Origin of the sequence: Pseudomonas fluorescens (genome assembly GCF_902497745.1) — a bacterium.
GTDB classification, from domain to species: domain Bacteria; phylum Pseudomonadota; class Gammaproteobacteria; order Pseudomonadales; family Pseudomonadaceae; genus Aquipseudomonas; species Aquipseudomonas fluorescens_BM.
Genome location: NZ_CABVHJ010000004.1, coordinates 372471 through 399313, shown reverse-complemented (window position 1 = coordinate 399313; position 26843 = coordinate 372471). Strand labels below are relative to the sequence as shown.

17 protein-coding genes and 1 pseudogene are annotated in these 26843 nt (G+C 58.8%); 11 read left to right on the top strand and 7 right to left on the bottom strand.

Annotated features, from left to right (window positions below; genetic code table 11):
- The 5 genes from F8N44_RS08950 to msrA form a co-directional block, all read left to right on the top strand.
- Positions 1-1053: transketolase-like TK C-terminal-containing protein (locus tag F8N44_RS08950; protein WP_412071506.1), on the top strand; the 1053-nt coding region annotated here is incomplete at its 5' end.
- Positions 1054-1064: 11 nt separating this feature from the next.
- Entirely contained in the window at positions 1065-2693 is a 1629-nt protein-coding gene (aceF, locus tag F8N44_RS08945; protein WP_150650060.1) for a dihydrolipoyllysine-residue acetyltransferase, read from the top strand.
- A 278-nt stretch (positions 2694-2971) separates the two neighbouring features.
- Positions 2972-4369, top strand: coding sequence for an alkaline phosphatase D family protein (locus tag F8N44_RS08940; RefSeq protein WP_150650059.1), 1398 nt, complete (start codon positions 2972-2974; stop codon positions 4367-4369).
- A gap of 242 nt (positions 4370-4611) precedes the next feature.
- Positions 4612-7308 carry a putative bifunctional diguanylate cyclase/phosphodiesterase gene (locus F8N44_RS08935; RefSeq protein WP_137219306.1) on the top strand — a complete coding sequence of 899 codons (2697 nt, stop codon included), beginning with the start codon at positions 4612-4614 and terminating at the stop codon, positions 7306-7308.
- Between the two features lie 152 nt (positions 7309-7460).
- Positions 7461-8126, top strand: coding sequence for a peptide-methionine (S)-S-oxide reductase MsrA (gene msrA / locus F8N44_RS08930; protein WP_105705958.1), 666 nt, complete (start codon positions 7461-7463; stop codon positions 8124-8126).
- A 126-nt stretch (positions 8127-8252) separates the two neighbouring features.
- Here msrA and F8N44_RS08925 read toward each other — a convergent pair whose 3' ends face one another.
- Positions 8253-9092, bottom strand: a complete 840-nt coding sequence (locus F8N44_RS08925) for a 23S rRNA (adenine(2030)-N(6))-methyltransferase RlmJ (protein ID WP_150650058.1) — start codon at positions 9090-9092, stop codon at positions 8253-8255.
- 423 nt (positions 9093-9515) lie between these two features.
- On the opposite strand from F8N44_RS08925, the gene F8N44_RS08920 reads away from it, so the two are divergent.
- On the top strand, positions 9516-9971 hold the full coding sequence (locus F8N44_RS08920) for a hypothetical protein (protein WP_150650057.1): 456 nt from the start codon (positions 9516-9518) through the stop codon (positions 9969-9971).
- A gap of 167 nt (positions 9972-10138) precedes the next feature.
- Here the strand turns inward: F8N44_RS08920 and F8N44_RS08915 are convergent, their stop codons facing one another.
- The 3 genes from F8N44_RS08915 to putP form a co-directional block, all read right to left on the bottom strand.
- Complete coding sequence (locus tag F8N44_RS08915) at positions 10139-10852, bottom strand: DUF4123 domain-containing protein (RefSeq protein ID WP_150650056.1); 714 nt, start codon at positions 10850-10852, stop codon at positions 10139-10141.
- Positions 10842-12857 (bottom strand): type VI secretion system tip protein VgrG, encoded by a 2016-nt coding sequence (locus F8N44_RS08910; protein ID WP_150650055.1) that lies wholly within the window; start codon positions 12855-12857, stop codon positions 10842-10844. Before F8N44_RS08910 ends, F8N44_RS08915 begins: the two co-directional genes overlap by 11 nt.
- Positions 12858-13210: 353 nt before the next feature.
- Positions 13211-14695: a sodium/proline symporter PutP gene (gene putP, locus F8N44_RS08900; RefSeq protein WP_038360175.1), complete on the bottom strand. Its 1485-nt coding sequence runs from the start codon at positions 14693-14695 to the stop codon at positions 13211-13213.
- Positions 14696-15152: 457 nt separating this feature from the next.
- Between putP and putA the strand changes: the two genes are divergently transcribed.
- Both putA and F8N44_RS08885 read left to right on the top strand, forming a co-directional pair.
- A complete protein-coding gene (gene putA / locus F8N44_RS08895) occupies positions 15153-19106 on the top strand; it encodes a trifunctional transcriptional regulator/proline dehydrogenase/L-glutamate gamma-semialdehyde dehydrogenase (RefSeq protein WP_150650054.1) in 3954 nt (1317 codons plus the stop codon).
- Between the two features lie 258 nt (positions 19107-19364).
- The gene (locus F8N44_RS08885) at positions 19365-21167 is read left to right on the top strand and encodes an acyl-CoA dehydrogenase (protein ID WP_150650052.1); all 1803 of its coding nucleotides are present in this window, start codon (positions 19365-19367) and stop codon (positions 21165-21167) included.
- Between the two features lie 200 nt (positions 21168-21367).
- Here the strand turns inward: F8N44_RS08885 and F8N44_RS08880 are convergent, their stop codons facing one another.
- Positions 21368-23305, bottom strand: a complete 1938-nt coding sequence (locus F8N44_RS08880) for a methyl-accepting chemotaxis protein (RefSeq protein WP_150650051.1) — start codon at positions 23303-23305, stop codon at positions 21368-21370.
- A 208-nt stretch (positions 23306-23513) separates the two neighbouring features.
- Here F8N44_RS08880 and F8N44_RS08875 point away from each other — a divergent pair, with 208 nt between their 5' ends.
- Positions 23514-23846: a hypothetical protein gene (locus tag F8N44_RS08875; RefSeq protein WP_150650050.1), complete on the top strand. Its 333-nt coding sequence runs from the start codon at positions 23514-23516 to the stop codon at positions 23844-23846.
- Between the two features lie 32 nt (positions 23847-23878).
- Here F8N44_RS08875 and F8N44_RS08870 read toward each other — a convergent pair whose 3' ends face one another.
- Together F8N44_RS08870 and F8N44_RS08865 are read right to left on the bottom strand one after the other, a co-directional pair.
- Entirely contained in the window at positions 23879-24181 is a 303-nt protein-coding gene (locus tag F8N44_RS08870) for a cell division protein ZapA (protein WP_150650049.1), read from the bottom strand.
- Positions 24178-24408 (bottom strand): hypothetical protein, encoded by a 231-nt coding sequence (locus tag F8N44_RS08865; RefSeq protein ID WP_007909525.1) that lies wholly within the window; start codon positions 24406-24408, stop codon positions 24178-24180. Before F8N44_RS08865 ends, F8N44_RS08870 begins: the two co-directional genes overlap by 4 nt.
- Before the next feature lie 210 nt (positions 24409-24618).
- On the opposite strand from F8N44_RS08865, the pseudogene F8N44_RS32170 reads away from it, so the two are divergent.
- Positions 24619-25410, top strand: a pseudogene (locus tag F8N44_RS32170) (MCP four helix bundle domain-containing protein); the annotation flags it as partial.
- Between the two features lie 30 nt (positions 25411-25440).
- Entirely contained in the window at positions 25441-26313 is an 873-nt protein-coding gene (locus tag F8N44_RS32165) for a methyl-accepting chemotaxis protein (RefSeq protein WP_371042268.1), read from the top strand.
- The last annotated feature ends 530 nt before the right edge of the window (positions 26314-26843 follow it).

Sequence of the window (26843 nt, the reverse complement as noted above, 5' to 3'; positions counted from 1 at the left end):
TCGTCCGTCGGCCAGCTCTACGAGCCGGTCGATAAAGACCAGGTGATGTTCTACAAGGAAGACCAGAAAGGTCAGATCCTTGAAGAAGGCATCAACGAAGCAGGCGCCATGAGCTCGTTCATCGCTGCCGGTACTTCGTACTCCAGCCACAACCGGCCGATGCTGCCGTTCTACATCTTCTACTCGATGTTCGGCTTCCAGCGTATTGGCGACCTGGCCTGGGCCGCTGGCGACAGCCGTACCCGTGGCTTCCTGATCGGCGGCACCGCCGGCCGTACCACCCTGAACGGTGAAGGTCTGCAACACGAAGACGGTCACAGCCACCTGCTGGCCGCGACCATCCCGAACTGCCGCACCTACGATCCGACCTACGGCTACGAGCTGGCGGTGATCATTCAGGACGGCATGAAGAAGATGACCGAAGAGCAACAGGACATCTTCTACTACATCACCGTGATGAACGAGTCGTACCAGCAGCCAGCCATGCCGGCCGGTGCCGAAGAAGGCATCAAGAAAGGCATGTACCTGCTCGAAGAAGACACCCGCGATGCGGCGCACCACGTACAGCTGATGGGCTCCGGCACCATCCTGCGTGAAGTCCGTGAAGCGGCGAAGATCCTGCGTGAAGAGTTCAACGTTGGCGCTGACGTGTGGAGCGTTACCAGCTTCAACGAACTGCGTCGCGACGGCCTCGCTGTAGAGCGCAGCAACCGTCTGAAGCCGGGCCAGAAGCCTAAGCTGAGCTACGTCGAAGAGTGCCTGAACGGCCGTAAAGGTCCGGTCATCGCCTCTACCGACTACATGAAACTGTTCGCCGAGCAGATCCGTCAGTGGGTACCGTCCAAGGAGTTCAAAGTCCTCGGCACCGACGGTTTCGGCCGCAGCGACAGCCGCAAGAAACTGCGTCATTTCTTCGAAGTTGACCGTCATTTCGTGGTGTTGGCAGCCCTGGAAGCACTGGCTGACCGTGGTGATATCGAACCTAAGGTGGTGGCTGAGGCCATCGTCAAGTTCGGCATCGACCCGGAAAAACGCAACCCACTGGACTGCTGAGGAGACATTTTGTGAGCGAACTCATTCGCGTACCTGACATCGGCAGCGGTGAAGGTGAAGTAATTGAACTGTTTGTGAAGGTCGGCGACCGTATCGAAGCCGACCAGAGCATCCTGACCCTGGAATCGGACAAGGCCAGCATGGAAGTGCCGGCCCCGAAAGCCGGCGTCATCAAGAGCCTGAAAGTGAAGCTGGGCGACCGTCTGAAAGAAGGCGACGAACTGCTTGAGCTGGAAGTCGAGGGCGCCGCTGAAGCGGCCCCTGCTCCGGCTGCTGCACCGGCTAAAAAGGCTGAAGAAAAACCGGCTGCCGCTCCGGCTGCTGCCGCGCCTGCCGCTGCCCCTGCTGCCGCTTCGGTTCAGCAAGTACACGTGCCGGACATCGGTTCGGCGGGCAAGGCGCAGATCATCGAGATTCAGGTCAAGGTCGGCGATACCGTCGAAGCTGATCAATCGCTGATCACTCTGGAATCCGACAAGGCGAGCATGGAAATTCCATCGCCTGCCGCTGGCGTGGTGGAAAGCGTTTCCATCAAGCTGGATGACGAAGTCGGTACCGGCGACCTGATTCTGAAGCTGAAAGTCAAAGGCGCTGCGCCTGCTGCTGCCCCGGCTCCAGCTGCCGCCGCTGCTGCTCCGAGCGCTCCGGCACCTGCCGCTGCTGCTCCGGCTGCCGCTGCACCTGCTGCCGCTCCAGCCGCCGCACCGGCCAAGCCCGGCGCGAAAGTTCACGCCGGCCCAGCTGTGCGTCAACTGGCCCGTGAGTTCGGCGTCGAGCTGAACGCCGTCGGCGCCAGCGGCCCGCACGGTCGTATCTTGAAAGAAGACGTGCAGGTTTACGTCAAAGCGATGATGCAGAAGGCCAAGGAAGCACCGGCCGCTGCTGCTGGCGCAACCGGTGGCGCGGGCATCCCGCCGATTCCGGTCGTCGACTTCAGCCGTTTCGGCGAAATCGAAGAAGTGCCGATGACTCGCCTGATGCAAATCGGTGCGTCGAGCCTGCACCGCAGCTGGCTGAACATCCCGCACGTGACTCAGTTCGATTCGGCTGATATCACCGAGCTGGAAGCGTTCCGCGTAGCGCAGAAAGCCGTTGCAGAGAAGGCTGGCGTCAAGCTGACCATTCTGCCGCTGCTGCTCAAGTCGTGCGCGCACATGCTCAAGGAGCTGCCGGACTTCAACAGTTCGCTGGCGCCAAGCGGCAAAGCGATCATCCGCAAGAAATACGTGAACATCGGCTTCGCCGTCGACACCCCGGATGGCCTGCTGGTACCGGTCATCAAGAACGTCGACCAGAAGAGCCTGTTGCAACTGGCAGCCGAAGCCGCTGCGCTGGCCGCCAAAGCCCGCGACAAGAAGCTCACCGCTGACGACATGCAAGGCGCCTGCTTCACCATTTCCAGCCTCGGCCACATTGGCGGCACCGGCTTCACGCCGATCGTCAACGCGCCGGAAGTGGCGATCCTCGGTGTTTCCAAGGCAACCATCCAGCCAGTCTGGGACGGCAAAGCCTTCCAGCCGAAACTGATGCTGCCGCTGTCGCTGTCCTACGATCACCGTGTGATCAACGGCGCCGCTGCCGCACGCTTCACCCAGCGTCTGGGCAGCCTGCTGGCGGACATTCGCACTATCCTGCTGTAACTCGATCGGCCCTCCGGCGACGGAGGGCCGATTGCTGCACCCTTTCGAGCGCCACACGCTCGTACCTCAACCCCGTCAGTTTGGCGGGGCTTTTTTTTGCCTGAAGAAAATCCTTTCTCGTCTTTTTCCCACAAGCTGCGCTGATTTCGGCCACAGCCCTGGTCGACTTGGCCCCGATCTTTTTTATTCAATACGCAACTAACCTAGGCGCAACAAATTTAACTAAGCAACACTTGAAAACTTACATATTTATTCAAATTCATTCGAATGGATTCGACATGTTAAAACCAACTATTGGCCCGATTATCGGCCACACTACAACTAATCACGTACGTCTATTCATGCGGGGCGACCGACAGAACAATGCATTGGTATTTGCTGGGGTACGTTATCGCGCCGCCGGTGCACAACAGTGGTCAAAAGGTAACTTTGCACGCCTGAGTGAGTTGCGTGATATGTCGCATGTGTTCGCAATCAACAACTTGAGTAGCGACACCGAGTATGAATATCAGGCCGGCTGGTTCAGTCCGATGAGTCCCGTACATACCCCGGACAGCGTCGCCGAACTACCGCTGCAATGGCCCCGCGAGATTTATCGCCTGCGCACTCGTTCCAGCAAAGTCCGCCAGCCCAGAGCCTATATCGTCGGCTCCTGTCGCTATCTGCGCACGACCGCAGGCATCGCTTCCCTGCCACAACTGGGCGACCGGATCTTTGCGTCCATCAACCAGATGATCGAAGGCATACAACCGCCGATCAGCGCGGTAATGATGACCGGCGACCAGATTTATGTGGACGACTTGAATCTGATCGCACCGGATCGTGAATACAAAGATATCCTCAGCAAGTACCGCACCGCGTTTTCCCAACCGAACATTCAACGCTTGATGTCGGGCACTTCGACTTACATGATTCTCGACGATCACGAAATCGAAGATAACTGGCCCGCCAATGCCAGCAAATCCGACGAAGACTTATACCGTAACGCCATGGCTGCTTATGAGCTGTATCAGGCCAGTCATAGTCCGGCACATCCGCTGACAACTAACGGTGAAGTAGATCACTCGACACTTGAGCATTACTGGTATCAATTCAGCGACGGCGATATCGAATGGTTTGTGACTGACAGTCGGACCCGCCGCAACTTGTCAGCCGACGATAGACGAATACTCGACGAGGCACAGGAACAGGCTCTGCTCAAATGGCTGATCAACAGCACTGCGCGGGTCAGGTTCGTGGTCACCAGCGTGATGTTCTATCCGGATCGCAAACTCCACGGTGACGATGCCTGGAAAGCCTTCCCGGAACAGCGCCTGCGCCTGCTGGAAACTATCCGCACCCGGCGGATCAAGAATGTCGTGTTCATCTCCGGGGACGTGCATGGCTCACTGACCGCACGCCTGAGTCACAGCGAAGACCCGGACTTCGAAGTCCACACCGTGGTGTCCTCGCCGTTGTGCAACAGCAAACTGCTGCCTTACGCCAAGGCGTCCACGTTCATTCTGAATCAGCCGCTGGTGCGCACAGCGGCGGGCGATTACCGGCATGAGCTGACCAGCACGGTGGTCAGTGAAGACAATTTCGCCCACATGGTGGTCGAGGTCGGGCAGATTCTGGTCAATTACCACGACCGCGATGGCAAACGCATGCAATCGATCAGCATTCCTCTGCGTTGAGTTTCCAGGCAAAGGACGCCGTTGCGGGGCACGAACCGCTCTGGAACGGCATTCTTTCAATTCAACAGGATTACTTTTCAGCGCACGCTGGAGAAATGTTCAGTGCAGCCGACATATTCTTATAGCACTTGGCCTTCATGTCTCTTGTCAGTCGGTGCCGCAATGATGCAACCTTGCCGCAGGCAACAGTAAAGAGGGCGAGAGCCCGGCGCGTTCAGCATATTTCCAAGCGAGTTCCCTTCATGAAGAGCCAACCCGATGCCGCCAGCCGTATGGCGGCCGAGGTAGTGACGCAGTTGCCTGTGCCCTCGCGGCTCGGCATGCTGCGTTTCGAGCGCTTGAATGAAGCCAGTTGGGCCATGCTGTTTCTCGATCCCAACTGTGAACGCCAGTTCGGTCAGCCGGCTGTCGAGCTTTGCGCGCTGGTCGGCTCCCCCTACGCCAGCCTGATGGAACCCGAAGCGCGTTATCAACTGCATGACGCGATCCAGCAACAGCTGACCGCCAGCCCGCATTATCTGGTGCGTTACACCCTGCACACTGCAGCCGGTGCGCTGAGCATTCTGGAACTGGGCGAAGCCTACAAACAACACAACCGTCATCTGCTGCGCGGCTATCTGCTGGCGGTCGATCACGTCTTCGACGAAGCGCCGCCACTACCCTCCGTTGACCTCGAAACCCAGAACTCCCGCCTGCAGATCGCCCTGGAACTCAACCAGCGCGCCCAGCAGGAACAACTGCAGCACCTGGAGCGCGTACGCGCCCAGCAGGACCTGATTCTGCTGCTCGCGCGCCAGCGCTACAGCACGCACAACTCGCTGCAGGAAGCCGCCGAACTGATCACCCGCTGTGCCTGCGATATCTATGAAATCGACTGCGCCAGCCTGTGGAACCTCGAAGGCCAGCATCTGGTGCCGATCTCCGCGTATCACCGCGCGACCCAGGAGTACATTCTCCCGGACGTGATCGACATCAGCGGCTTTCCCGACTACATGGACGCCCTGCACGGCAGCCGCGCCATCGATGCGCACAACGCGATGCGCGACCCGCGCACCCGTGAGATGGCCGAAGCCTTGCGCCCGCGCGACGTCAACGCGATGCTCGATGCCAGCATCCGCGTCGACGGCCAGGTCGTCGGCGTGCTGTGCCTGGAGCAAACCGGCGTCACCCGCGCCTGGCAGTCCGACGAAATCGCCTTTGCCGGGGAACTGGCCGACCAGTTCGCGCAAGTTATCAACAACCACAACCGCCGCACCGCCACCAGCGCCCTGCACCTGTTCCAGCGTGCGGTCGAGCAAAGCGCCAACGCGTTTTTGCTGGTCAATTGCGACGGCGTGGTCGAGTACGTCAATCCGAGTTTTACCGCCATCACCCAGTACACCACCGAGGAAGTCCACGGTCAGCGCTTGTCCGAGCTGCCGGCGCTGGAAAACCTCAGTGAACTGTTGTTCGACGCGCCCTCGGCGCTGGCCAAGAGCAACAGCTGGCAGGGCGAATTCAAGAGCCGCCGCAAGAACCTCGAACCCTACTGGGGACAGCTATCGATCTCCAAGGTTTACGGCGACAACCGTGAGCTGACGCACTACATCGGCATCTACGAAGACATCACCCAGACCAAACTGGCGCAGCAGCGCATCGAGCGCCTGGCGTACACCGACAACCTGACCAATCTCGGCAACCGACCGGCGTTTATCCGCAATCTCGACGAACGCTTCGCCCGCGATAGCGATACCCCGATCAGCCTGTTGCTGGTGGACATCGACAACTTCAAACGGATCAACGACAGCCTCGGTCACCAGACCGGCGACAAGCTGCTGATCAGTCTGGCCCGGCGTCTGCGCAATAGTCTGAGCCCGAGCGGCAGCCTCGCGCGCTTCGCCAGTAACGAGTTTGCGGTGCTGCTCGACGATACCGATCTAGCGACCGGCCAGCAGATCGCCAACCAATTGTTGGCGACGCTGGATAAACCGATGTTCGTCGACAACCAGTTGATCAGCGTTACCGGCTCGGTCGGCCTGGCGTGCGCACCGCTGCACGGTCGCGACCCGCAAACCCTGATGCGTAACGCCGGCCTGGCGCTGCACAAGGCCAAGGCCAACGGCAAACATCAGGTACAAGTCTTCACCGAAGCGCTGAATGCCGAGGCCAGTTACAAACTGTTCGTTGAGAACAACCTGCGCCGTGCTCTGACGCAGAACGAGCTGGACGTGTTCTATCAGCCCAAGCTGTGCCTGCGCAGCGGGCGTCTGCTGGGCATGGAAGCGCTGTTGCGCTGGAACCACCCGGAACGCGGGATGATTCGCCCGGACCAGTTCATCAGCGTCGCCGAAGAAACCGGCCTGATCATTCCGATCGGCAAGTGGATCGCGCGCCAGGCCTGCCGCATGAGCAAAGCCCTGACCGCCGCTGGCATGGGCAACTTGCAAGTGGCGATCAACTTGTCGCCGAAACAGTTCTCCGACCCGGATCTGGTCGCCTCCATCGCCAACATCCTCAAGGAAGAAGCGCTGCCGGCCAATCTGCTTGAACTGGAGCTGACTGAAGGCCTGTTGCTGGAAGCCACCGAAGACACGCACTTGCAGCTCGACCAGCTCAAGCGCCTCGGGTTGACGCTGGCCATGGACGACTTCGGCACCGGTTACTCGTCGCTGAGCTATCTGAAGAAATTCCCGATCGACATCATCAAGATCGATCGCAGCTTCATCCACGAAATCCCCGACAACCAGGACGACATGGAAATCACCTCGGCGGTGATCGCCATGGCGCACAACCTGAAACTCAAGGTCGTGGCCGAAGGCATCGAGACTGCCGAACAACTGGCGTTCCTGCGTCGGCATCGTTGCGACGTCGGCCAGGGCTACCTGTTCGACCGGCCGATCCCCGGTGGCGAACTGATCCAGGCCCTGAAGCGCTACCCGCGCGGCCCGCTCTGCCTGTAAACACCGCAAATCCCTTGTAGGCCTTCGCCTGCTCGCGATGGCCTACAAAAGGCAGTCGAGTACCCGCACACTTTGGGTAGTGATTAACCGGGCATCATTCGGCACACTGGCGGTCTGACTTTTTACATCCAACCTGCCTGAGAGGAACGATCATGGTTCTGCGCTCGGAAATTCTGGTGAACAAAAACGTGCTCCCGACCAAAGAACAAGCTCTGCCCGGCCGCGAAACCGCGATGACCCTGCCTGAAAAGCACTTCGTTTTCGAAGAAACCCCACTGCTTGGCCCGTTTTTCCAGGACGTCGATTTTGCGATCTTCGGTCTGGGTTGCTTCTGGGGCGCCGAGCGCCGCTTCTGGCAGCGCGAAGGCGTGGTCAGCACGGTCGTCGGTTATGCCGGCGGTTTCACGCCGAACCCGACTTACGAAGAAGTCTGCTCGGGCCTGACCGGCCACGCGGAAGTGGTGCTGGTGGTGTATGACAAGGCCAAAGTCAGCTACGAAGAGCTGCTGGCGATGTTCTGGGAGCTGCACAACCCGACGCAGGGCATGCGTCAGGGCAACGACATCGGCACGCAGTACCGCTCGGTGATCTACGCGACCTCGCCTGAGCATCTGGATGCGGCGCTGAAAAGCAAAGCGACCTACCAGGCTGAACTGTCGAAAGCGGGTCTGGGTGAAATCAGCACCGAGATCGAACAGGCGCCGACCGTGTACTTCGCCGAGACGTATCACCAGCAGTATCTGGCGAAGAATCCTGAAGGTTACTGCGGGATTGGCGGCACCGGCGTGTGCATGCCACCGAGCCTGGCGGGTAATTAAACCCCAAAAGCATCGCGGGCAAGCCCGCTCCCACAGGGTCATGCGCTATTTTTGAATTCGGCGCTAAACCTGTGGGAGCGGGCTTGCCCGCGAAGGCGTCCGTCCAGACACCATCAAAGCAACTGATTAACTCTCGGCAATCAACCAATCCATCTGCCAGCCACCTTGGGTCTGCCCAAGCTTCTTCGACAACCACGGCAGCAGCTCACGCAACTCCTCTTCCAGCCCCCACGGCGGATTGGCAATCGCCATGCCCGAGCCGTTCAGGCTGTTCGGCGTATCCAGCGGATGCACCAGCAGCTCCACACGCAGCAACTTCGGTGCACCCGTGCCGGCCAGATCCTGATAGAAACGGCGCAACACGCGCTGATCCTTCACCGGATACCAGATCGCCGCTACGGTTTGGCGCATGCGGCCAATCGCTTCTTTCAACGACGCCGCGCAACGCTGCATCTCGTCGAGCTGCTCGAACGGCGGGTCAATCAACATCACCGCGCGCTTCTCCTGCACCGGCAGCATTGCCCGCGCCACATGCCAGCCCTCGCCCAGATGCACTTTCACCCGACGGTCACCGGCCATGTTGTCCTTGAGTAGCACGCCGTCTTCCGGGTGCTTCTCGTTGAGCATCACCCGATCCTGCGGCCGGGTCAGGCGCCGCGCCAGCTCCGGCGAACCCGGGTAGTAGCGCAGCTGGCCATCCGGGTTCATCTCGTGCAACACCTTCATGTAGTCGGCGGTCAGCGCCGGCAGATCCGGCTGATCCCACAAGCGCGCGATGCCTTCCAGGTACTCACCGGTACGGTTGGCCTGATCACCCTGCAAGTCATACAGACCGATGCCGGCGTGTGTGTCGAGATAGGCAAACGGCTGCTCCTTGCGCGACATCAGGGCGATGAGGCGGGTCAAGGTCAGGTGTTTGAACACATCGGCGTGATTGCCGGCATGGAAGGCGTGACGATAATTCATGGCTGCTCCTGCGAAGGGCGCAAAGTTTACCTTTTACCGCGCGGCAAGTCAGGGGTTCGCAGCCGAGCGGACAAAAGCCTGCCCTCACCCTAACCCTCTCCCGGAGGGAGAGAGGGCTGACGGTGGTGATCTTGCGAGATACATCGACCTGAATAATCGGCGTGATCTCAGGCTTGGCCAAGCGAAGTTCACCACTGAAGTCGCAGGTCGGCGTACATCATCCAGACAACTCGGTCAGCCCCCCCGAAAAACACCACCATCCAGGCTTGGCCAAGCCAAGTTCACCACTGAAGTCGCAAGTCGGCGTACACCGCCCAGACAACTCGGTCAGTCCCCTCTCCCTCTGGGAGAGGGTTAGGGTGAGGGGCTTTGCTTTTATGGCGTTAAACTGGCTAACCATGAACGACAGGAAGTCAAAAGCTCATGCGATATCTGATCATCTGCTTATTCAACCTGCTTAGCCCATACCTCGCCCTTGCCGACGAAACCCACATTGAACAGGCACGCCAGACACTCAAAAACTATGGCCTGAGCCACTGCATTCTGGCGTCGTTCAACGAACGCTCCGCGCTGAAAAAAGACATTGCACTGTCCGCCAATGCCTATTCGTTCATGGGCACAGGCATGCATTCCATCCTGCAAAATGAAGACACACTGCAAGTGCTGCACGACCCCTATAAAGAAACCCGAAACTACGTATTGACGGCTTACGAGCAGACACCTTCAAACAGCAAATACTCGAATGAAAAAGTAGTGTTTTTTGGCTGCCTGAAGGTCTACAACTCCGAGGCGTTCAACAGTTTTATCAACACTCAGGATGCGTACATTCCACCCATCAAAGTCAAAAGATCGCAGCCTTCGGCAACTCCTGCAGAGTGAATGCGTATCCCGTGCAAGAGCTGCCGAAGGCTGCGATCTTTTGATCTTTCACCCTGCCACCACTCTCGCAGTGACAACGAAAAGACTATCCCAGCAACCCACCGCCCACCCGTTCATGAAAACCGCCGCAACTTGAAGGAATCGTCCGAGACCTTCGCCCCGAAAACTCACTCTGACTCTGCCAGCAAAAACGCCAGCAACGCCGATTGCGACGATTCTTCCGACATTGAAACCTGAAAAAACCGCCTCACCTTGCAACGCAAAACCGCCTCGGGAAAAGCCTCGAAAATGGTCGGATGTTCTTCGCTTAACCACTGCAACGCATTGGCTGTTCGAACGTCATTGCCCTGCTGCGCCAGCACCGAAGCTGGCACCTGCCACCACGGCAATGCCCTTCCCGAAACCTGCGCTCTGCCACCGATTTCCAGCGCCTGACCATTGATCAAACAACGCCCGATCAGCGGAAACAGTTGTGCCGCATCCACCTCATCGGTCTGAAGAATCGGCAACAGAAACCGCCCGTCCCAAAAACGAAAAAACACCGTTTTGCCGTCCGGCATCAGCACTTGGGTCAGGCTGCGAAAGTGCGCCACCACCTCCTTAAGGCTTGCCGATGACACCGCGAGCCAACCCCAATCCTGCGACTCGTTGGTTGCGACCCAATGCAGAAACTCACTGTCGGCGGCGACAATTCCCACGTAAGGCATCACCGCATCCCACTCGGCATAGATCGTCTCGGCCCAGATCGGACTCGCCATGCCTGGCCAACCCTCAAGCGGCTTCGCCTCGCTGGCATTGCTGAACACCGCGAACAATTGCTCGGACGCTTTCAACGGCTCCCGCGCCAACCAATCGGCTGGCAAAAGAAAATCAGGCTGCACAGAGACCGTCCTTGCAACGCTCGCACTCTTCGCAGAATGGCGCGTCACCCTTGAAACTCATGATTTGTGCAGCAGTCAGCATGGCTGCCGGCGCAGCGACCAGTTTCTCCGGTAATCCCGGTACAACCGGCGCGGCACTCATCGCGGCCATCGGTGCACCGCCCACGACAATCGGCACGCTGCTGAAAATCCCGCCCGGGCCGATATTGATCCACTGCCCGCCGGCCTGAATCGTCGCACTCGCCCCGCCATCAATGACCACTTGCTGACCGGCGCTGACGTGGAATTGCCCACTGGCGCTGGTTGCCTGATTGGTCACCTTGATATGTCGGCTACCGGTGACGCTCAGATGATCGTCCTGCTTCACCTCGGTCTGTCGCTGTCCGTGGGTAATGCGCTGTTCATCAGCCTTTAACTCATGGCGAGCGGTGCCGGTGACGACGATGCTGCGCTGGTTATCCACCTGCACCTGTTGATCATTCAACACATGCTGCGTCCAGTTGCGCTGGGCGCGCAGGTAGATTTCCTCGGCGCCTTTGCGATCCTCGATGCGCAGTTCGTTGTAGCCGCCCCCACCGGGGCTGCTCTGACTGCGAAAAATGCTGCGGGTCTTGTCCGCCGGCAGGTTCAGCGGGATCGGCGTCGCGGCGTTGGGCAGGCAGCCCACGACCAGGGGTTTGTCGGCGTCGGCATCGATGAAGCCGACCAGCACTTCCATGCCGACTCGCGGAATCAGCACGCTGCCGTAACGGTCGTGCGCCCAATTAGTGGCAACACGCAGCCAGCAACTGGAATGTTCGTTCAATTCTCCGTCGCGATCCCAAGCCAGTTGCACCTTGACCCTGCCGTACTCGTCGCAGTGGATTTCGCTGTCTTTCGGCCCGGTCACAACCGCTGGTTGATATCCGGGCATGCGTGGTTTTTCCGGCCCCAGCATCGGGCGGAAGAACACGTCCCACGGCGTGGCGAGAAAAGTATTACGGTAACCCTGGAATCCTTCCCCATCACTGGTCACCGATTCCTCCAGCACTTGCGGCTGGCGGCCATGGTGTTCAACGGCGGTCAGCAGCCACAGGTCATTCCAGTCGTGGCGCGGATGCTCAGTCAGTTGCAGGAAATGTCCGCAAACCAGTGCGGATTCGTCGCTGATGCCTTCGGCCTGCCGGTAATCGGCGACATGTCGCTCAAGTGCTCGCTGGGCGAGATGCTTGCCGGTTTCGCGATCATTGAATTGACCGGGGAAGCGATAGTCTTCGAGCACCGGGCGCTGCTCGCCGTCGATACGACTTTGCAGGTGCAGGCGGGGCTTTTCGAAGTTGTAGTCGCGCCGGGTAACCACGCTGGTGCGGGTTTCCACGCGAACGTTGAAACGCTGTATTGCCGGCGCCCCAGCGGACATGCCACTTCCCGGCAGATAAACCGTTGGCTCGGGCAGACGCGGGAATACCGTCTGATCATCGCCGAACAACAGCAGGTGACCTTCAGGACTGTGCTGAAAGTGGTAATGAATCCCCACTTCGGCGCACAAGCGCTGGATAAACGCCAGATCGCTCTCGGCGTACTGCACGCAATACTCGCGCACCGGGTATTCACTGCCGAGGCGAAATTCGAAGGCGTCACGCAGGATCGAATGATCCTTGAGCACTCGCGCGACAATCTGCGGAATCGTTTGATGCTGGAAAATCCGCTGATTGATGCGGTGTCCCAGATACGTCAGACGCGGGACCAGGCTCAGGTGATAACGCGTCAGACGCTTCCCGGAATCGCCCTGCCCGACCTGATAAATCTGACCGTGGATACCGGAACCCTGAGTATCCAGACTCAGAAACGCCTGACAGTGCAGCAGGCTTTCGAGATCCAGATCTGCCCGCTCACTGACCAGTTCCAGCTCGAAACGAAAGGGTTGGCTGATGGCTTCCTTGCCCGTGAACTCAAGGACTTTGAGGTCAGGTTGGGCGCCTTCGAGGGTCAACGTGAAACGCGGTTGATTGGCAGGCGCGAACATCCGATGTCTCTCTGCAAAATGAAGGGCGGGCGATTCTGCATGAGGGGCAAGGGGTGATGACTGGGTGACGGGAAAATCAGACTTGCCCTACTTTCATTGACGAAAACCCCTGCAAAAAGCAGCGCCTTCAACTACAGACAAATCCCTCAAGCCCACCACCGAACCCTGTGGGAGCGAGCCTGCTCGCGAAGGCGGCATGTCAGTCGACACATTCATTGAGTGATCAACCGCATTCGCGAGCAGGCTCGCTCCCACATTGGATCTCCACAGGACTCGAGAAATCGCAGGCACAAAAAAACGGCCCGTCTCCTGTAGGAAACGGGCCGTTTTCGTGTGAGCCGAAGCTCAGGGCATTACTTGTTCAGGTGGAAATCTTTTTCCGCCGCTTCGAAGCGCTGCACCATGCCTGCAGTCGGCGCGCCGAGCTTGCTGACGATCAGGATAGCGAGGCTGGCGAAGATAAAGCCCGGAATGATTTCGTACAGACCCAGCAGTTCGAAATGCTTCCAGACCACTACGGTGATCGCGCCGACCAGAATACCGGCCAGTGCGCCGTCGCGGGTCATGCCTTTCCAGATCACCGAGATCAGCACCACCGGACCGAACGCTGCACCGAAACCGGCCCAGGCGTAGGACACCAGGCCCAGCACGCGGTTTTCCGGGTTGGCGGCCATAGCGATCGCGATCAGTGCAACCAACAGCACCATGGCGCGGCCGACCCAGACCAGCTCAACCTGAGAAGCGGATTTACGCAGGAAGGTTTTGTAGAAGTCTTCGGTCAGGGCGCTCGAGCACACCAGCAACTGGCAGCTCAGGGTGCTCATCACAGCCGCCAGAATGGCCGACAGCAACACACCGGCAATCCATGGGTTGAAGAGGATTTTGGCCAGTTCGATGAACACACGCTCGTGGTTCTCGGTGACTGGGCCGGCAACTTCCGGGTGTGCCGAGAAGTAAGCAATACCGAAGAAGCCCACGGCCACGGTGCCGCCCAGGCACAGGATCATCCAGGTCATGGAGATGCGACGGGCGTTGGCGATCGACTTCACCGAATCCGCCGCCATGAAACGCGCGAGGATGTGCGGCTGACCGAAGTAACCCAGACCCCAGCCCATCAGCGAGATGATGCCGATGAAGGTGGTGCCTTTGAGCATGTCAAAGTTGCTTGGATCGTTGGCTTCGATGGCGAGGAACGTGGTGTCGACGCCGCCAGTGGCCAGCAGGACGATGATCGGCGTAAGGATCAGCGCGAAAATCATCAGCGTGGCTTGTACGGTGTCAGTCCAGCTCACGGCGAGGAAACCGCCAACGAAGGTGTAGGCAATCGTCGCCGCAGCACCGGCCCACAGCGCTGTCTCGTAGGACATGCCGAAGGTGCTTTCGAACAGACGGGCGCCAGCCACGATGCCGGAAGCGCAATAGATGGTGAAGAACACCAGGATCACGATCGCCGAAATGATGCGCAGCAGGCCGCTTTTGTCTTCGAAACGGCTGGAGAAGTAGTCCGGCAGGGTCAGGGCATCGCCGTTGTGCTCGGTCTGCACACGCAGACGGCCGGCGACGAATAGCCAGTTCAGATAGGCACCGACGATCAGGCCGATGGCGATCCAGCTCTCGGACAGACCGGACATGTAAATGGCGCCCGGCAGGCCCATCAACAACCAGCCGCTCATATCGGAAGCACCGGCAGACAGCGCGGTGACGACGCTGCCGAGGCTGCGACCACCGAGAATATAGTCAGAAAGGTTGTTGGTGGAGCGATAGGCCATGAAGCCGATCAGCACCATTGCTGCGATGTAGATCACGAACGTGATCAGTGTTGGATTGCTTACGCTCATTAAGTTACGCCCTGGCTTTGTTTTTATGTAGCAGCGGTGATGAACCGCGCGCAAACGACGACGTTTGGCAGACGATTTCAGATCCCGCGCATTTAGGACTGATGTTTCCCCAGGAAAGCCACCAGCCGATGCACCGGGTTATCCCGGTTGCACCTAGGGCGCGAATGCTATGCAACAAAGTAAAAAAGGTGCAACCAGTTTCGTGAGAATTAGTTGCACCTAGTCGGATATTCCGGGAAACAGGCGGTTTTTGCTCCCTTTTAGCGCAGTCCGAGCGCATTGCTAGAAGCAAAAGCACCAAGCAAGTGCGGCACTTCCGTACCAGAAAATAATTCCTGACGAAGCGTTTATTTTTCCGACAAAAAAAGGGTTGCACCCGGTTGCACCTCTTTCGGCGCACGGCTAATCTTGCCGCCAGCTGATGCCACGCAACTGTGGCAACCATGAGGATAAAAATATGGCTACCACCACCCTTGGGGTCAAACTCGATGACCCGACCCGCGAGCGCCTGAAGGCCGCCGCGACCTCGATTGATCGCACACCGCACTGGCTGATCAAGCAGGCAATTTTCAATTACCTGGAAAAACTCGAGGGTGGTGCAACCCTGACCGAGCTGAACGGTTTGACCGCCAAGGACGCCGATGAGGCGGGCGAAGTCCACACCGACCACGCCCACCAGTGCTTCCTTGAATTTGCCGAAAGCATCCTGCCGCAGTCCGTTCTGCGCGCTTCCATCACCGCCGCTTACCGCCGCCCCGAGCCGGAAGTAGTGCCGATGCTGATCGAGCAGGCTCGCCTGCCAGCACCGATGGCTGAAGCCACCAACAAACTCGCCGCCTCCATCGCGGAAAAACTGCGTAATCAGAAAAGTGCCGGCGGTCGTGCAGGTATTGTTCAGGGTCTGCTGCAGGAGTTTTCTCTGTCGTCCCAGGAAGGCGTGGCACTGATGTGCCTCGCCGAAGCGCTGCTGCGTATCCCGGACAAAGGCACTCGCGATGCGCTGATCCGCGACAAGATCAGCACCGGCAACTGGCATCCGCACCTGGGCAACAGTCCGTCGCTGTTCGTCAACGCCGCCACTTGGGGCTTGCTGCTGACCGGCAAACTGGTCTCGACCCACAACGAAGCCGGCCTGACCTCGTCGTTGAGCCGCATCATCGGCAAGAGCGGCGAACCGATGATCCGCAAGGGCGTCGACATGGCCATGCGCCTGATGGGCGAGCAGTTCGTCACCGGCGAAACCATCGCCGAAGCGCTCGCCAATGCGAGCAAGTTCGAAGCCAAGGGCTTCCGCTATTCCTACGACATGCTCGGTGAAGCGGCCCTCACCGAACACGACGCGCAGAAGTACCTGGCGTCGTACGAACAAGCGATCCACTCGATCGGCAAAGCGTCCCACGGCCGTGGGATTTATGAAGGCCCGGGCATCTCGATCAAGCTGTCGGCACTGCACCCGCGTTACAGCCGTGCGCAGTACGAACGTGTGATGGACGAGCTGTACCCGCGCCTGCTGTCACTGACCCTGCTGGCCAAGCAATACGACATCGGCCTGAACATCGACGCCGAAGAAGCCGACCGTCTCGAACTGTCGCTGGATCTGCTTGAGCGCCTGTGCTTCGAGCCGCAACTGACTGGCTGGAACGGTATCGGTTTCGTCATCCAGGCCTACCAGAAGCGTTGCCCGTACGTGATCGACTATGTGATCGATCTGGCTCGTCGCAGCCGTCATCGCCTGATGATCCGTCTGGTGAAGGGCGCCTACTGGGACAGCGAAATCAAGCGCGCCCAAGTCGAAGGCCTGGAAGGCTATCCGGTCTATACCCGCAAGGTGTACACCGACGTTTCTTACATTGCTTGCGCACGTAAACTGCTGTCGGTGCCGGAAGTCATCTACCCGCAGTTCGCCACACACAACGCCCACACCCTGTCGGCGATTTACCACATTGCCGGTCAGAACTATTACCCCGGCCAGTACGAATTCCAGTGTCTGCACGGCATGGGCGAACCGCTCTACGAACAGGTTGTAGGTAAAGTTTCCGAAGGCAAGCTGAACCGTCCGTGCCGCGTGTATGCACCGGTCGGCACTCACGAAACCCTGTTGGCGTATCTGGTACGTCGACTGCTGGAAAACGGCGCGAACACTTCGTTCGTCAACCGCATCGCCGACCAGTCAATTTCGATTCAGGAATTGGTGGCCGATCCGGTGGCGCAGATCGAGCAGATGGCGACCGTGGAAGGTGGTTTCGGCCTGCCGCACCCGCGCATTCCGCTGCCGCGTGACCTGTACGGTGCCGAACGCGCCAACTCCAGCGGCATCGACATGGCCAACGAACATCGTCTGGCTTCGCTGTCCTGCGCTCTGCTCGCCACTGCGCACAACGACTGGAAAGCCGCGCCGATGCTCGGTTGCGCTTCCAGCAATGAAACGCCAGCAGCGGTGCTGAACCCGTCCGATCACCGTGATGTGGTCGGTCACGTGCAGGAAGCCACCGTCGAAGACGTCGACAACGCCATTCAGTGCGCGCTGAACGCAGCGCCGATCTGGCAGGCCACGCCGCCGGCCGAACGTGCAGCGATTCTGGAACGTGCCGCTGACTTGATGGAAGGTGAAATCCAGCCGCTGATGGGCCTGCTGGCTCGCGAAGCCGGCAAGACTTTCGCCAACGCCATCGCCGAAGTCCGCGAAGCGGTCGATTTCCTGCGTTATTACGCAGTGCAGGCGCGCAACGATTTCAGCAACGACGCCCACCGCCCACTGGGTCCGGTCGTATGTATCAGCCCGTGGAACTTCCCGCTGGCGATCTTCAGCGGCCAGGTCGCTGCGGCATTGGCTGCCGGCAACCCGGTACTGGCCAAACCTGCGGAGCAAACCCCGCTGGTCGCCGCGCAAGCCGTGCGCTTGCTGCTCGAAGCCGGGATTCCGGAAGGCGTGCTGCAACTGCTGCCGGGTCGCGGTGAAACCGTTGGTGCCGGTCTGGTGGGTGACGAGCGCGTCAAAGGCGTGATGTTCACCGGTTCCACCGAGGTCGCGCGTCTGCTGCAACGCAACATCGCCGGCCGTCTCGACAATCAGGGCCGTCCGATTCCACTGATCGCCGAAACCGGTGGCCAGAACGCGATGATCGTCGATTCGTCGGCTCTGACCGAGCAAGTGGTGATCGACGTCGTTTCCTCGGCCTTCGACAGCGCTGGTCAGCGTTGCTCGGCGCTGCGCGTACTGTGCCTGCAGGAAGATTCCGCCGATCGTGTCATCGAAATGCTCAAAGGGGCTATGGCCGAAAGCCGTCTCGGCAACCCGGAGCGTCTGTCCGTGGACATCGGCCCGGTGATCGACGCCGAAGCCAAGGCGGGCATCGACAAGCACATTCAGGGCATGCGCGACAAAGGTCGCAATGTGTACCAGGTGGCGATTGCCGATACCGAAGAAGTCAAACGCGGCACCTTCGTCATGCCGACGCTGATCGAGCTGGAAAGCTTCGACGAACTGCAACGCGAGATCTTCGGTCCGGTGCTGCACGTGGTGCGCTACAAGCGCAAAGAGATCGATCAACTGATCGGCCAGATCAACGCTTCCGGCTACGGCCTGACGCTGGGCGTGCACACCCGGATCGACGAGACCATCGCCAAGGTGATCGACAACGTCAACGCCGGTAACGTCTACGTTAACCGCAACATCGTCGGTGCCGTGGTCGGCGTGCAGCCATTCGGCGGCGAAGGTCTGTCGGGTACTGGCCCGAAAGCCGGTGGCCCGCTGTACCTGTACCGCTTGCTGTCGACGCGTCCTACCGACGCCATCGAACAATCCTTCGCTCGCGGTGATGCTGTTGTCGCCCCGGACGTTCGCCTGCGCGATGCCATGAGCAAACCGCTGAACGCGCTGAAAGCCTGGGCTGAAAGCAACAAGTACGCCGACCTGAGCACGCTGTGCGTGCAGTACGCTGCGCAATCGCAGAGCGGCATTACCCGTACGCTAGCCGGCCCGACCGGTGAGAAGAACAGCTACGCGATCCTGCCGCGTGAGCACGTGCTGTGCCTGGCGGAAGTTGAAGGTGATCTGCTGACGCAACTGGCTGCGGTATTGGCCGTGGGCGGTTCGGCGGTATGGCCGGAATCCGACATCAGCAAGGCATTGTTCGCACGCCTGCCGAAGGACATTCAGGCGCGGATCAAACTGGTTGCCGACTGGAATAAAGACGACGTGGTGTTCGATGCGGTTCTGCATCACGGCCATTCCGACCAGCTGCGCGGCGTTTGCCAGCAGATTGCCAAGCGTGCCGGCGCGATTGTTGGGGTTCAGGGCTTGTCCCAGGGCGAGACCAACATTGCCCTGGAGCGTCTGGTGATTGAACGGGCGTTGAGTGTTAACACTGCTGCGGCGGGTGGTAATGCGAGCTTGATGACTATCGGCTAATACCGATAAACCGGGCACCTGCATAGGTGCCCGGCATAGCAACAATCCCTGTGGGAGCGAGCTTGCTCGCGAAAGCGGTTTGCCAGTCAACTCATCTGTTGAATGTGCCGACCTCTTCGCGAGCAAGCTCGCTCCCACAGTGGTTTGTGGTGTTTGCAAAGTTGCTGCGCGGCTCCAACATCACGCTTATCAATCATCCTGTTCAGCCTTTATCAGCACGCCTAGACTCGGCCCAACCCCAATTTCAGGTAGGCCGCCATGTCCGAGACGCTGCTCAGTTCCCGCAATCTGGCTTTCGAGCTGTATGAAGTCCTCGATGCCGAGGGCCTGACCCGGCGTGAGCGCTTTGCCGAGCACAACCGCGAGACCTTCGACGCCGCCATCGGCACCGCGCGCAGCATCGCCGAGAAGTACTTTGCGCCGCACAACCGCAAGGGCGACGAGAACGAACCGCGCTACGAAGACGGTCAGGCGATTCTGATTCCGGAAGTGAAACCGGCGGTGGATGCCTTCCTTGAGGCCGGATTCCTCAACGCCGCGAGAAGTTTCGACGCTGGTGGGATGCAACTTCCTACGCTTTTATCTCAAGCCTGCTTCGCGCATTTCCAGTCTGCCAACGCCGCTTCGACGTCATACCCGTTCCTGACCATGGGCGCGGCGAACCTGATTGAAAGCTTCGGCACGGAGGAACAGAAACAGCGCTTCCTGCAGCCCATGATCGATGGCCGCTTCTTCGGCACCATGGCGCTGACCGAGCCGCACGCCGGTTCGTCACTGTCGGATATTCGTACGCGCGCCGAGCCTGCGTCCGACGGCACCTATCGCCTCAAGGGCAACAAGATCTTCATCTCCGGCGGCGATCATCCACTCTCGGAAAACATCGTGCACATGGTCCTGGCCAAACTGCCGGACGCGCCTGCGGGCGTTAAAGGCATCTCGCTGTTTATCGTGCCAAAGTTTTTGGTCAACGATGACGGCAGCCTCGGCCAGCGCAATGACGTACTGCTGGCCGGACTGTTCCACAAAATGGGCTGGCGTGGTACCACCTCCACAGCGCTGAACTTCGGCGATAACGGTGAGTGCGTCGGCTATCTGGTGGGCGAGCCGCATCGCGGTTTGAGCTACATGTTCCAGATGATGAACGAAGCGCGGATCGGCGTCGGCATGGGCGCGGTGATGCTCGGTTATGCCGGGTATCTGTATTCGCTGGAATACGCCCGCGAGCGTCCGCAGGGTCGCGTGCCGGACAGCAAGGATCCGACAACGGCACCAGTGGCGATCATTCAGCACGCGGATGTACGACGCATGCTGCTGACGCAAAAATCCTACGTCGAAGGGGCATTTGACCTCGGCCTCTATGCAGCGCGGCTATTCGATGACACCACGACGCTTGAGACCGAAGCCGAGCGCAAGCAGGCGCATGAGTTGCTGGATCTGCTGACACCAATCGTCAAATCCTGGCCGTCGGAGTTCTGCCTCAAGGCCAACGAACTGGCGATCCAGATTCTTGGCGGTCACGGCTACACCCGCGAATACCCGGTGGAGCAGTACTACCGCGATAACCGCTTGAACCCGATCCACGAAGGCACTCACGGCATTCAGTCGCTGGATTTGCTCGGGCGTAAATTGGCGCAGAACGGTGGCGCGGGATTGAAGCAATTGATTCGACTGATCGCCACCACGGCAGAGCGCGCAACGGCGTATGAATCACTGACCGCCCTGCGTGAGCCATTGGAGAAACTGGTGGCGCGCCTGCAAACCGTGACCATTGGTTTACTGACCGATCTGGCACAGGGCAAGGTCAACAGCAGCCTGGCGAATTCGGCGTTGTACCTGAAGGTGTTCGGACACGCAGTGATTGGCTGGCGCTGGCTGGAGCAGGCGATTCGTGCTGAGGAAGGGTTGCTGAAAGGTAATGCGGCGGATGTCGACTTCTATAAGGGCAAGTTGCAGGCGGCGCGGTATTTTCTGACGTGGGAAGTGCCGGGGTGCCACCATGAACTGGCGTTGCTGGAGGCGCGGGATGATACGTGTCTGGCGATGCAGGATGCCTGGTTCTGAAACGCTACCCTCACCCCAGCCCTCTCCCAAAGGGAGAGGGAGCCGACCGAGATGTCTGGCGCTATACATCGACCTGAAACACCGCGTCTATTATGGATTCGGTACTGCACTCCCAGGTCGGCGTATTACTCAAGCATCCCACGATCAGTCCCCTCTCCCTCCGGGAGAGGGTTAGGGTGGGGGCTTTTCTGCTTCAGCACTCAGCTCAACTTGAACCCACCCATCTGCCGCGCCAGATCATCCGCCAGCCTCTGCAACATCTGACAATCCTCACGACACGCCCGAACCTCCCCCGCCGTCGCCCGCGCCAGATCGGAAATGCCCTGCACGTTACGGTTGATTTCCTCCGTCACCGCCGACTGCTCTTCCGTCGCCGTCGCCACCTGATGGTTCATGTCACTGATGCGCTCGACCTGACCGGTAATCGCCGTCAACGACGCCCCGGTGCGCTGGCTGGACTCAACCCCGGTGCCGGTTGCCGCTTGCCCGGTGCGCATCGACGACACGGCGTTTTCCGCCCCCTGCTTGAGGCTGCCGATCATCTGTTGAATTTCGTCGGTGGAGGCCTGCGTGCGTCGTGCCAAGGTGCGCACTTCATCGGCGACAACTGCAAAGCCGCGTCCCATGTCGCCGGCGCGCGCCGCTTCGATGGCAGCGTTGAGTGCCAGCAAATTGGTCTGTTCGGAAACGCCGCGAATCACTGCTAGCACAGAGTCGATCGACGCCACTTGATGCGCCAACTCACCGACCGCACCCGCCGCGACGCCAATCTCATCCGACATGCTTTCAATATGCCGAATCGAGCCGCCGACCACTTCCCGCGCCTGCATTGCTTCATCTCGTGCGGTCTGCGAGGCCAGCGCCGCATTACCGGCGTTCTGCGCAATCTCCTGAACCGTCAGGCCCATCTCGTGAACCGCCGTCGCAACCATGTCGGTCATTTCCTGCTGACGGCCGGAACGCTCGGCAGTGTTTTCCACCACTTTCGCCACTTGCCCCACAGCCGTGCGCAGACGTTCGCTGGTGGTCAGCACTTCAGCGATCATGCCGCGCTGGCTGTCGAGGAAACGATTGAAGCCGCGCGCGAGGTCGCCCAACTCATCGGCGCGACTGGAATCTAACCGGTGGGTCAAATCTCCCCCACCGCTACCGATTGCTACCAACGCAGCTGTTACTTGGCGAATCGGCCGCACCAAACCTTGCGCCAGCCACACCACCAAAGCGAGGCACACCAGTGCCACGGCCAGACCAATGCCGCCGCTCATCCACATTGCTTTACGGGCTTCGGCGTAGATCTGCGACTGCGGCACTTCGGCCACCAGAGTCCAGCCCAAATCGCGCAATGGCAGGCTGAAGGCGAGGAAGTCTTCGCCATCCCTCTGGAAGCTGCTGCTGATCGCCGTTTTCTGGCCCATGACGGACTGCGCCGCATTGGCGCCAATCTGCTCGCTCAAGGTGCGTTTGCCGCTGAACTGCGCCTCGGGATGCACCTGGATCAAACCGTCGGAACGCACGAGATAGACCTTGCCGCGCTCACCAAAGCTGAAGTTGTGAATCAGCTCCGACAGCTCTTTCATGCTTAAACCGAGCCCGGCCACACCAACCACTTTGCCGGCCTGCTCGACCTTCAAATCGATGAACAGCGCCAACTCTCCCGTAGCCCCGTCGTTGTCGATATTGAGGGTGCGCGGCTGATTGCTGTCGAGGAAAGAATAGAACCACGCGTCAGCCGGTTTGGTGCGACTGAGGGTGCGATCCAGACCTTTTTCGGTGATGTAGTGATTTGATTCGGTGCCGATGATCAAAGCGGTGAAAGCTTTATGTTCGGCGCGGATGCCTTCCAGATACTGCGCAAAGCCCGCTGTTTTGCTGCTGTCTTCACCCGAGGCGAGCCAATCGCGGACCATCGTGTTGCTGGCAATATCCTTGGCCGCTGTCAGCGGTTGCACAAGGATGCGTTCGATATCGTTGCGCGTCGCTTCGATGCTCGACGGCAGTGCTTGTTCGACCAGATAGCTCTGGGCGAGGCGGTTGACCACCAGGGTATAAATGCCAACCACGATCAGGATACTGACCAGCAGGGCGGTGCCCATGCTGAGAATCAGCTGCCATTGAATACTGCGTCGCCACAACTGCATGGAGCACCCCCAAAGAATAAGAGGCTGAAACACTGCAACTGTTGTGCCGACTGTATACATTGATCTCGCAAGATCTAGCAAAACTTGCATACACTAAAATGGAAATCTCAGATCAATATGCTGTTGTCAACTGTCAACTATTACAGGTTTCAGCTCATTCAAAGGCGCGTAAGGTTTTAATCTCCAATCAATCTCAATGGATTCCGCCATGAACAGTAAGGCTTTGCAAGAACGTGCAAAACGTGAAAAACAATCGCCCCAAACCCGTTTTTTTACCTTTGAAGAAATGCTGCAGCGCATTCAAATCGGAGACAGCTTTACTGACGATTCGCTCGTCACTTCAAAATCGTTCATTTCAGTCGATGATAAATTTCGAATCGAAGTTACGACTGGAACAAAAACCTACCCATCAAAGGAATTGATCAGTTGGGACGATTTCTTAGAGTTCGTAGAGATCGGTGATCTATTAGATGACTATCCTATTGCTTATAAAGGATATTTTTACAATGGAGGTGACAGATATTTCATCACAGTGATATAGAGCCGCCACCTGAATAACCCATTGTCCAGCTGTCAGCCTTGGTTAATGGTCTTGGCGATAGTGTCGACCGTGGCGCTGACTTGCTCTTGGTAACGGTCGAGTTCTTCCTGGTGTTGCTTTTTCATTTCAATCTGCTGCGAGCACAGATTCATCGCCGCCAACACCAGCAAGCGATCACCGATCAGCGTCGGGTATTTGCGTTTGGTGTCGTCCAGGGCAACCTTGAGCATCATTGCCGCGTCCAGCAGGGTCTGTTCTTCCCCGGCCGGTGCCTTGATCGAATAGTCCTCCCCGAGAATGGAGACGACTTTTACCCCTGCTGTGTGGTGGTTCATGCGCTGACAGGACCGGCATTGACGCGATCAACCAGTGCCTGAATGCGTGCAGCAGTGGCGCCGTGTTTTTCTTCCTGCTCCATCAGGTTCAGTTGCAGGCTTTCGTTTTCATCCTTGGCCTGAGCCAGTTCCGTGGACAGGGTCTGGTTGGTTTGCGCGAGAGTCTGGTTCTGTTGCACCAGGTCGCTGACGAGCTGTTCCAATTGGCTGAGGGATGCTTCCAACATTTTGATCTTCCAAGCGTTTTTCAAAGGGCGCGTACGATAAAGAAAAGTCACCACGGATGCCAGGGTTAAACCGGCGCAAGGCCTTGATTTTCCTGGTGGCCGACCGTTCTCGCGAGTTTTAAAGACTGTGATCTGCCGATCTGGTTCCTGCACTTCGTCGCCCAAGCCCTTGTGCGACAAATACGCACACCGCCTCAAGACTTTAGTCGTATGACCGATAAGTCATCCATACAGCAGTCTCAGCCCGCATGGAAGCGGCCCTCTCTTGGTATCCGCCCCATGTCCCTTCGCAATATGAATATCGCCCCACGGGCGTTTACCGGCTTCGCTCTGATCGGCGGCCTGATGCTGATTCTCGGCGTGTTCGCGCTGAATCAGATGAGCAAAATCCGCGCGGCGGGCGAAGACATCGCCACGGCCAGCGTGCCTTCGATCAAGGCCCTCGACGAATTCACCCAACTGACCCTGCGCCTGCGCGTTTTGTCGTATCGGTTGCTGATCAACCGTGAACCGGACGTTCAACAAAAGACTGTCGAACTGTTCGAGCTGCGCAACAAGCAGATCGCCGACGCCCAGCGCGCCTACGAACCGTTGATCGACGGCCCGCAAGAACGTGCGGCTTATGATCAATACGTGCAGTTGCTCGCGCAGTACCGCCAGCTTGAAGAGCGGATGAAAACCCTGTCGCGCAACAATCAGATCGATGAACTGCGGCAGATGCTCAACTCGGACTTGCTGAGCAACTCGGAAGCGGTGAACAGCGCCCTGGCGCGCCTGCTGGAGATCAACACCCAGCAAATCGCCGACACGGATAAGGGCGCGAGCGATCAGTTTTCGATGTCTTTCAACCTTGTGGTCACGCTGTTGGTGATCGCCACTGGCCTGACGTTCCTCTTCGCCTGGCTGCTGACCGTGAGCATTACCAAGCCGATCTCCAAAGCATTGGAAGCTGCGGAAACCATCGCCGAAGGCAACCTGACCCAGCCGATCCACGTTGACGGTGAAGACGAGGCAGGACGCCTGCTCGCGGCCATGGCCAAGATGCAATCGAAGCTGCGTGACACTCTGCAGCGTATTTCCGGCTCGGCCACTCAGCTCGCTTCGGCCGCCGAAGAACTGAACAGCGTCACCGACGAAAGCGCGCGTGGCCTGACTCAGCAGAACAACGAAATCGAACAAGCAGCCACTGCGGTCAACGAGATGACCAGTGCTGTGGAAGAAGTCGCACGCAACGCCGTGAGCACTTCGGAAGCCTCGAAGAACGCCACCACCTCGGCCGGTGACGGTCGTGATCTGGTGCAGGAAACCGTCAGCGCCATCGAACGCATGAGCGCCGATGTGCAGAGCACTGCGTCGCTGATCGGCGATCTGGCCAATGAATCCCGCGATATCGGCAAAGTGCTGGATGTGATTCGTGGTCTGGCCGATCAAACCAATCTGCTGGCACTGAACGCAGCGATTGAAGCGGCGCGTGCCGGTGAAGCCGGTCGTGGTTTTGCCGTGGTGGCGGATGAAGTCCGTGCCCTGGCGCATCGCACTCAGCAGTCGACCAGTGAAATCGAGCGGATGATCGGCAGCATTCAGAGCGGCACCGAACACGCCGTGGATTCGATGCGCAACAGTACCGAGCGTGCTGAGTCGACCCTGAACATCGCCCGTGGTGCCGGCATGTCGCTGGACACCATCAACACCGCCATCGTCGAGATCAACGAGCGCAACCTGGTAATCGCCAGCGCCGCCGAAGAGCAGGCGCAGGTGGCGCGGGAAGTGGATCGTAATCTGGTGAATATTCGTGATTTGTCGGTGCAGTCGGCGACCGGGGCGAATCAGACCAGTGCGGCGAGTAATGAACTGTCGCGGTTGGCACTGGACCTGAACAACATGGTTGGGCGGTTCAGCCTGTAATTCAGTAAATCAAGATCAAGATCAAAAGCGCCCTCACCCCAGCCCTCTCCCAGAGGGAGAGGGGGGAAAGGGGGCAGATTTTCATGCTTTTCAAAGTCTGAGTTCGACTCGGAATTTCAGGTCGGTGTAACTTGAACGAACACCGCGGTCGGTCCCCCTCTCACCCCGGGAGAGGGAGAAAGGGAGCAAATCTTCATGCTTTTCAAAGTCTGAGTTCGACTCGGAATTTCAGGTCGGCGTACCTCGCACAAACACCGCGATCAGTCCCCTCTACCCTCGGGAGAGGGGAAAGGGAGCAGATCTTTGTGCTTTTCAAAGCTGAGTTCGATTCAGAATTTTCAGTCGATGTACCTCGCACAAACACCGCGATCAGTCCCCTCTACCCTCGGGAGAGGGGAAAGGGAGCAGATCTTTGTGCTTTTCAAACCTGAGTTCGACTCAGAATTTTCAGGTCGATGTACCTCGCACAAACACCGCGATCAGTCCCCTCTCCCCCTGGGAGAGGGCTAGGGTGAGGGCTGCAATCTTCA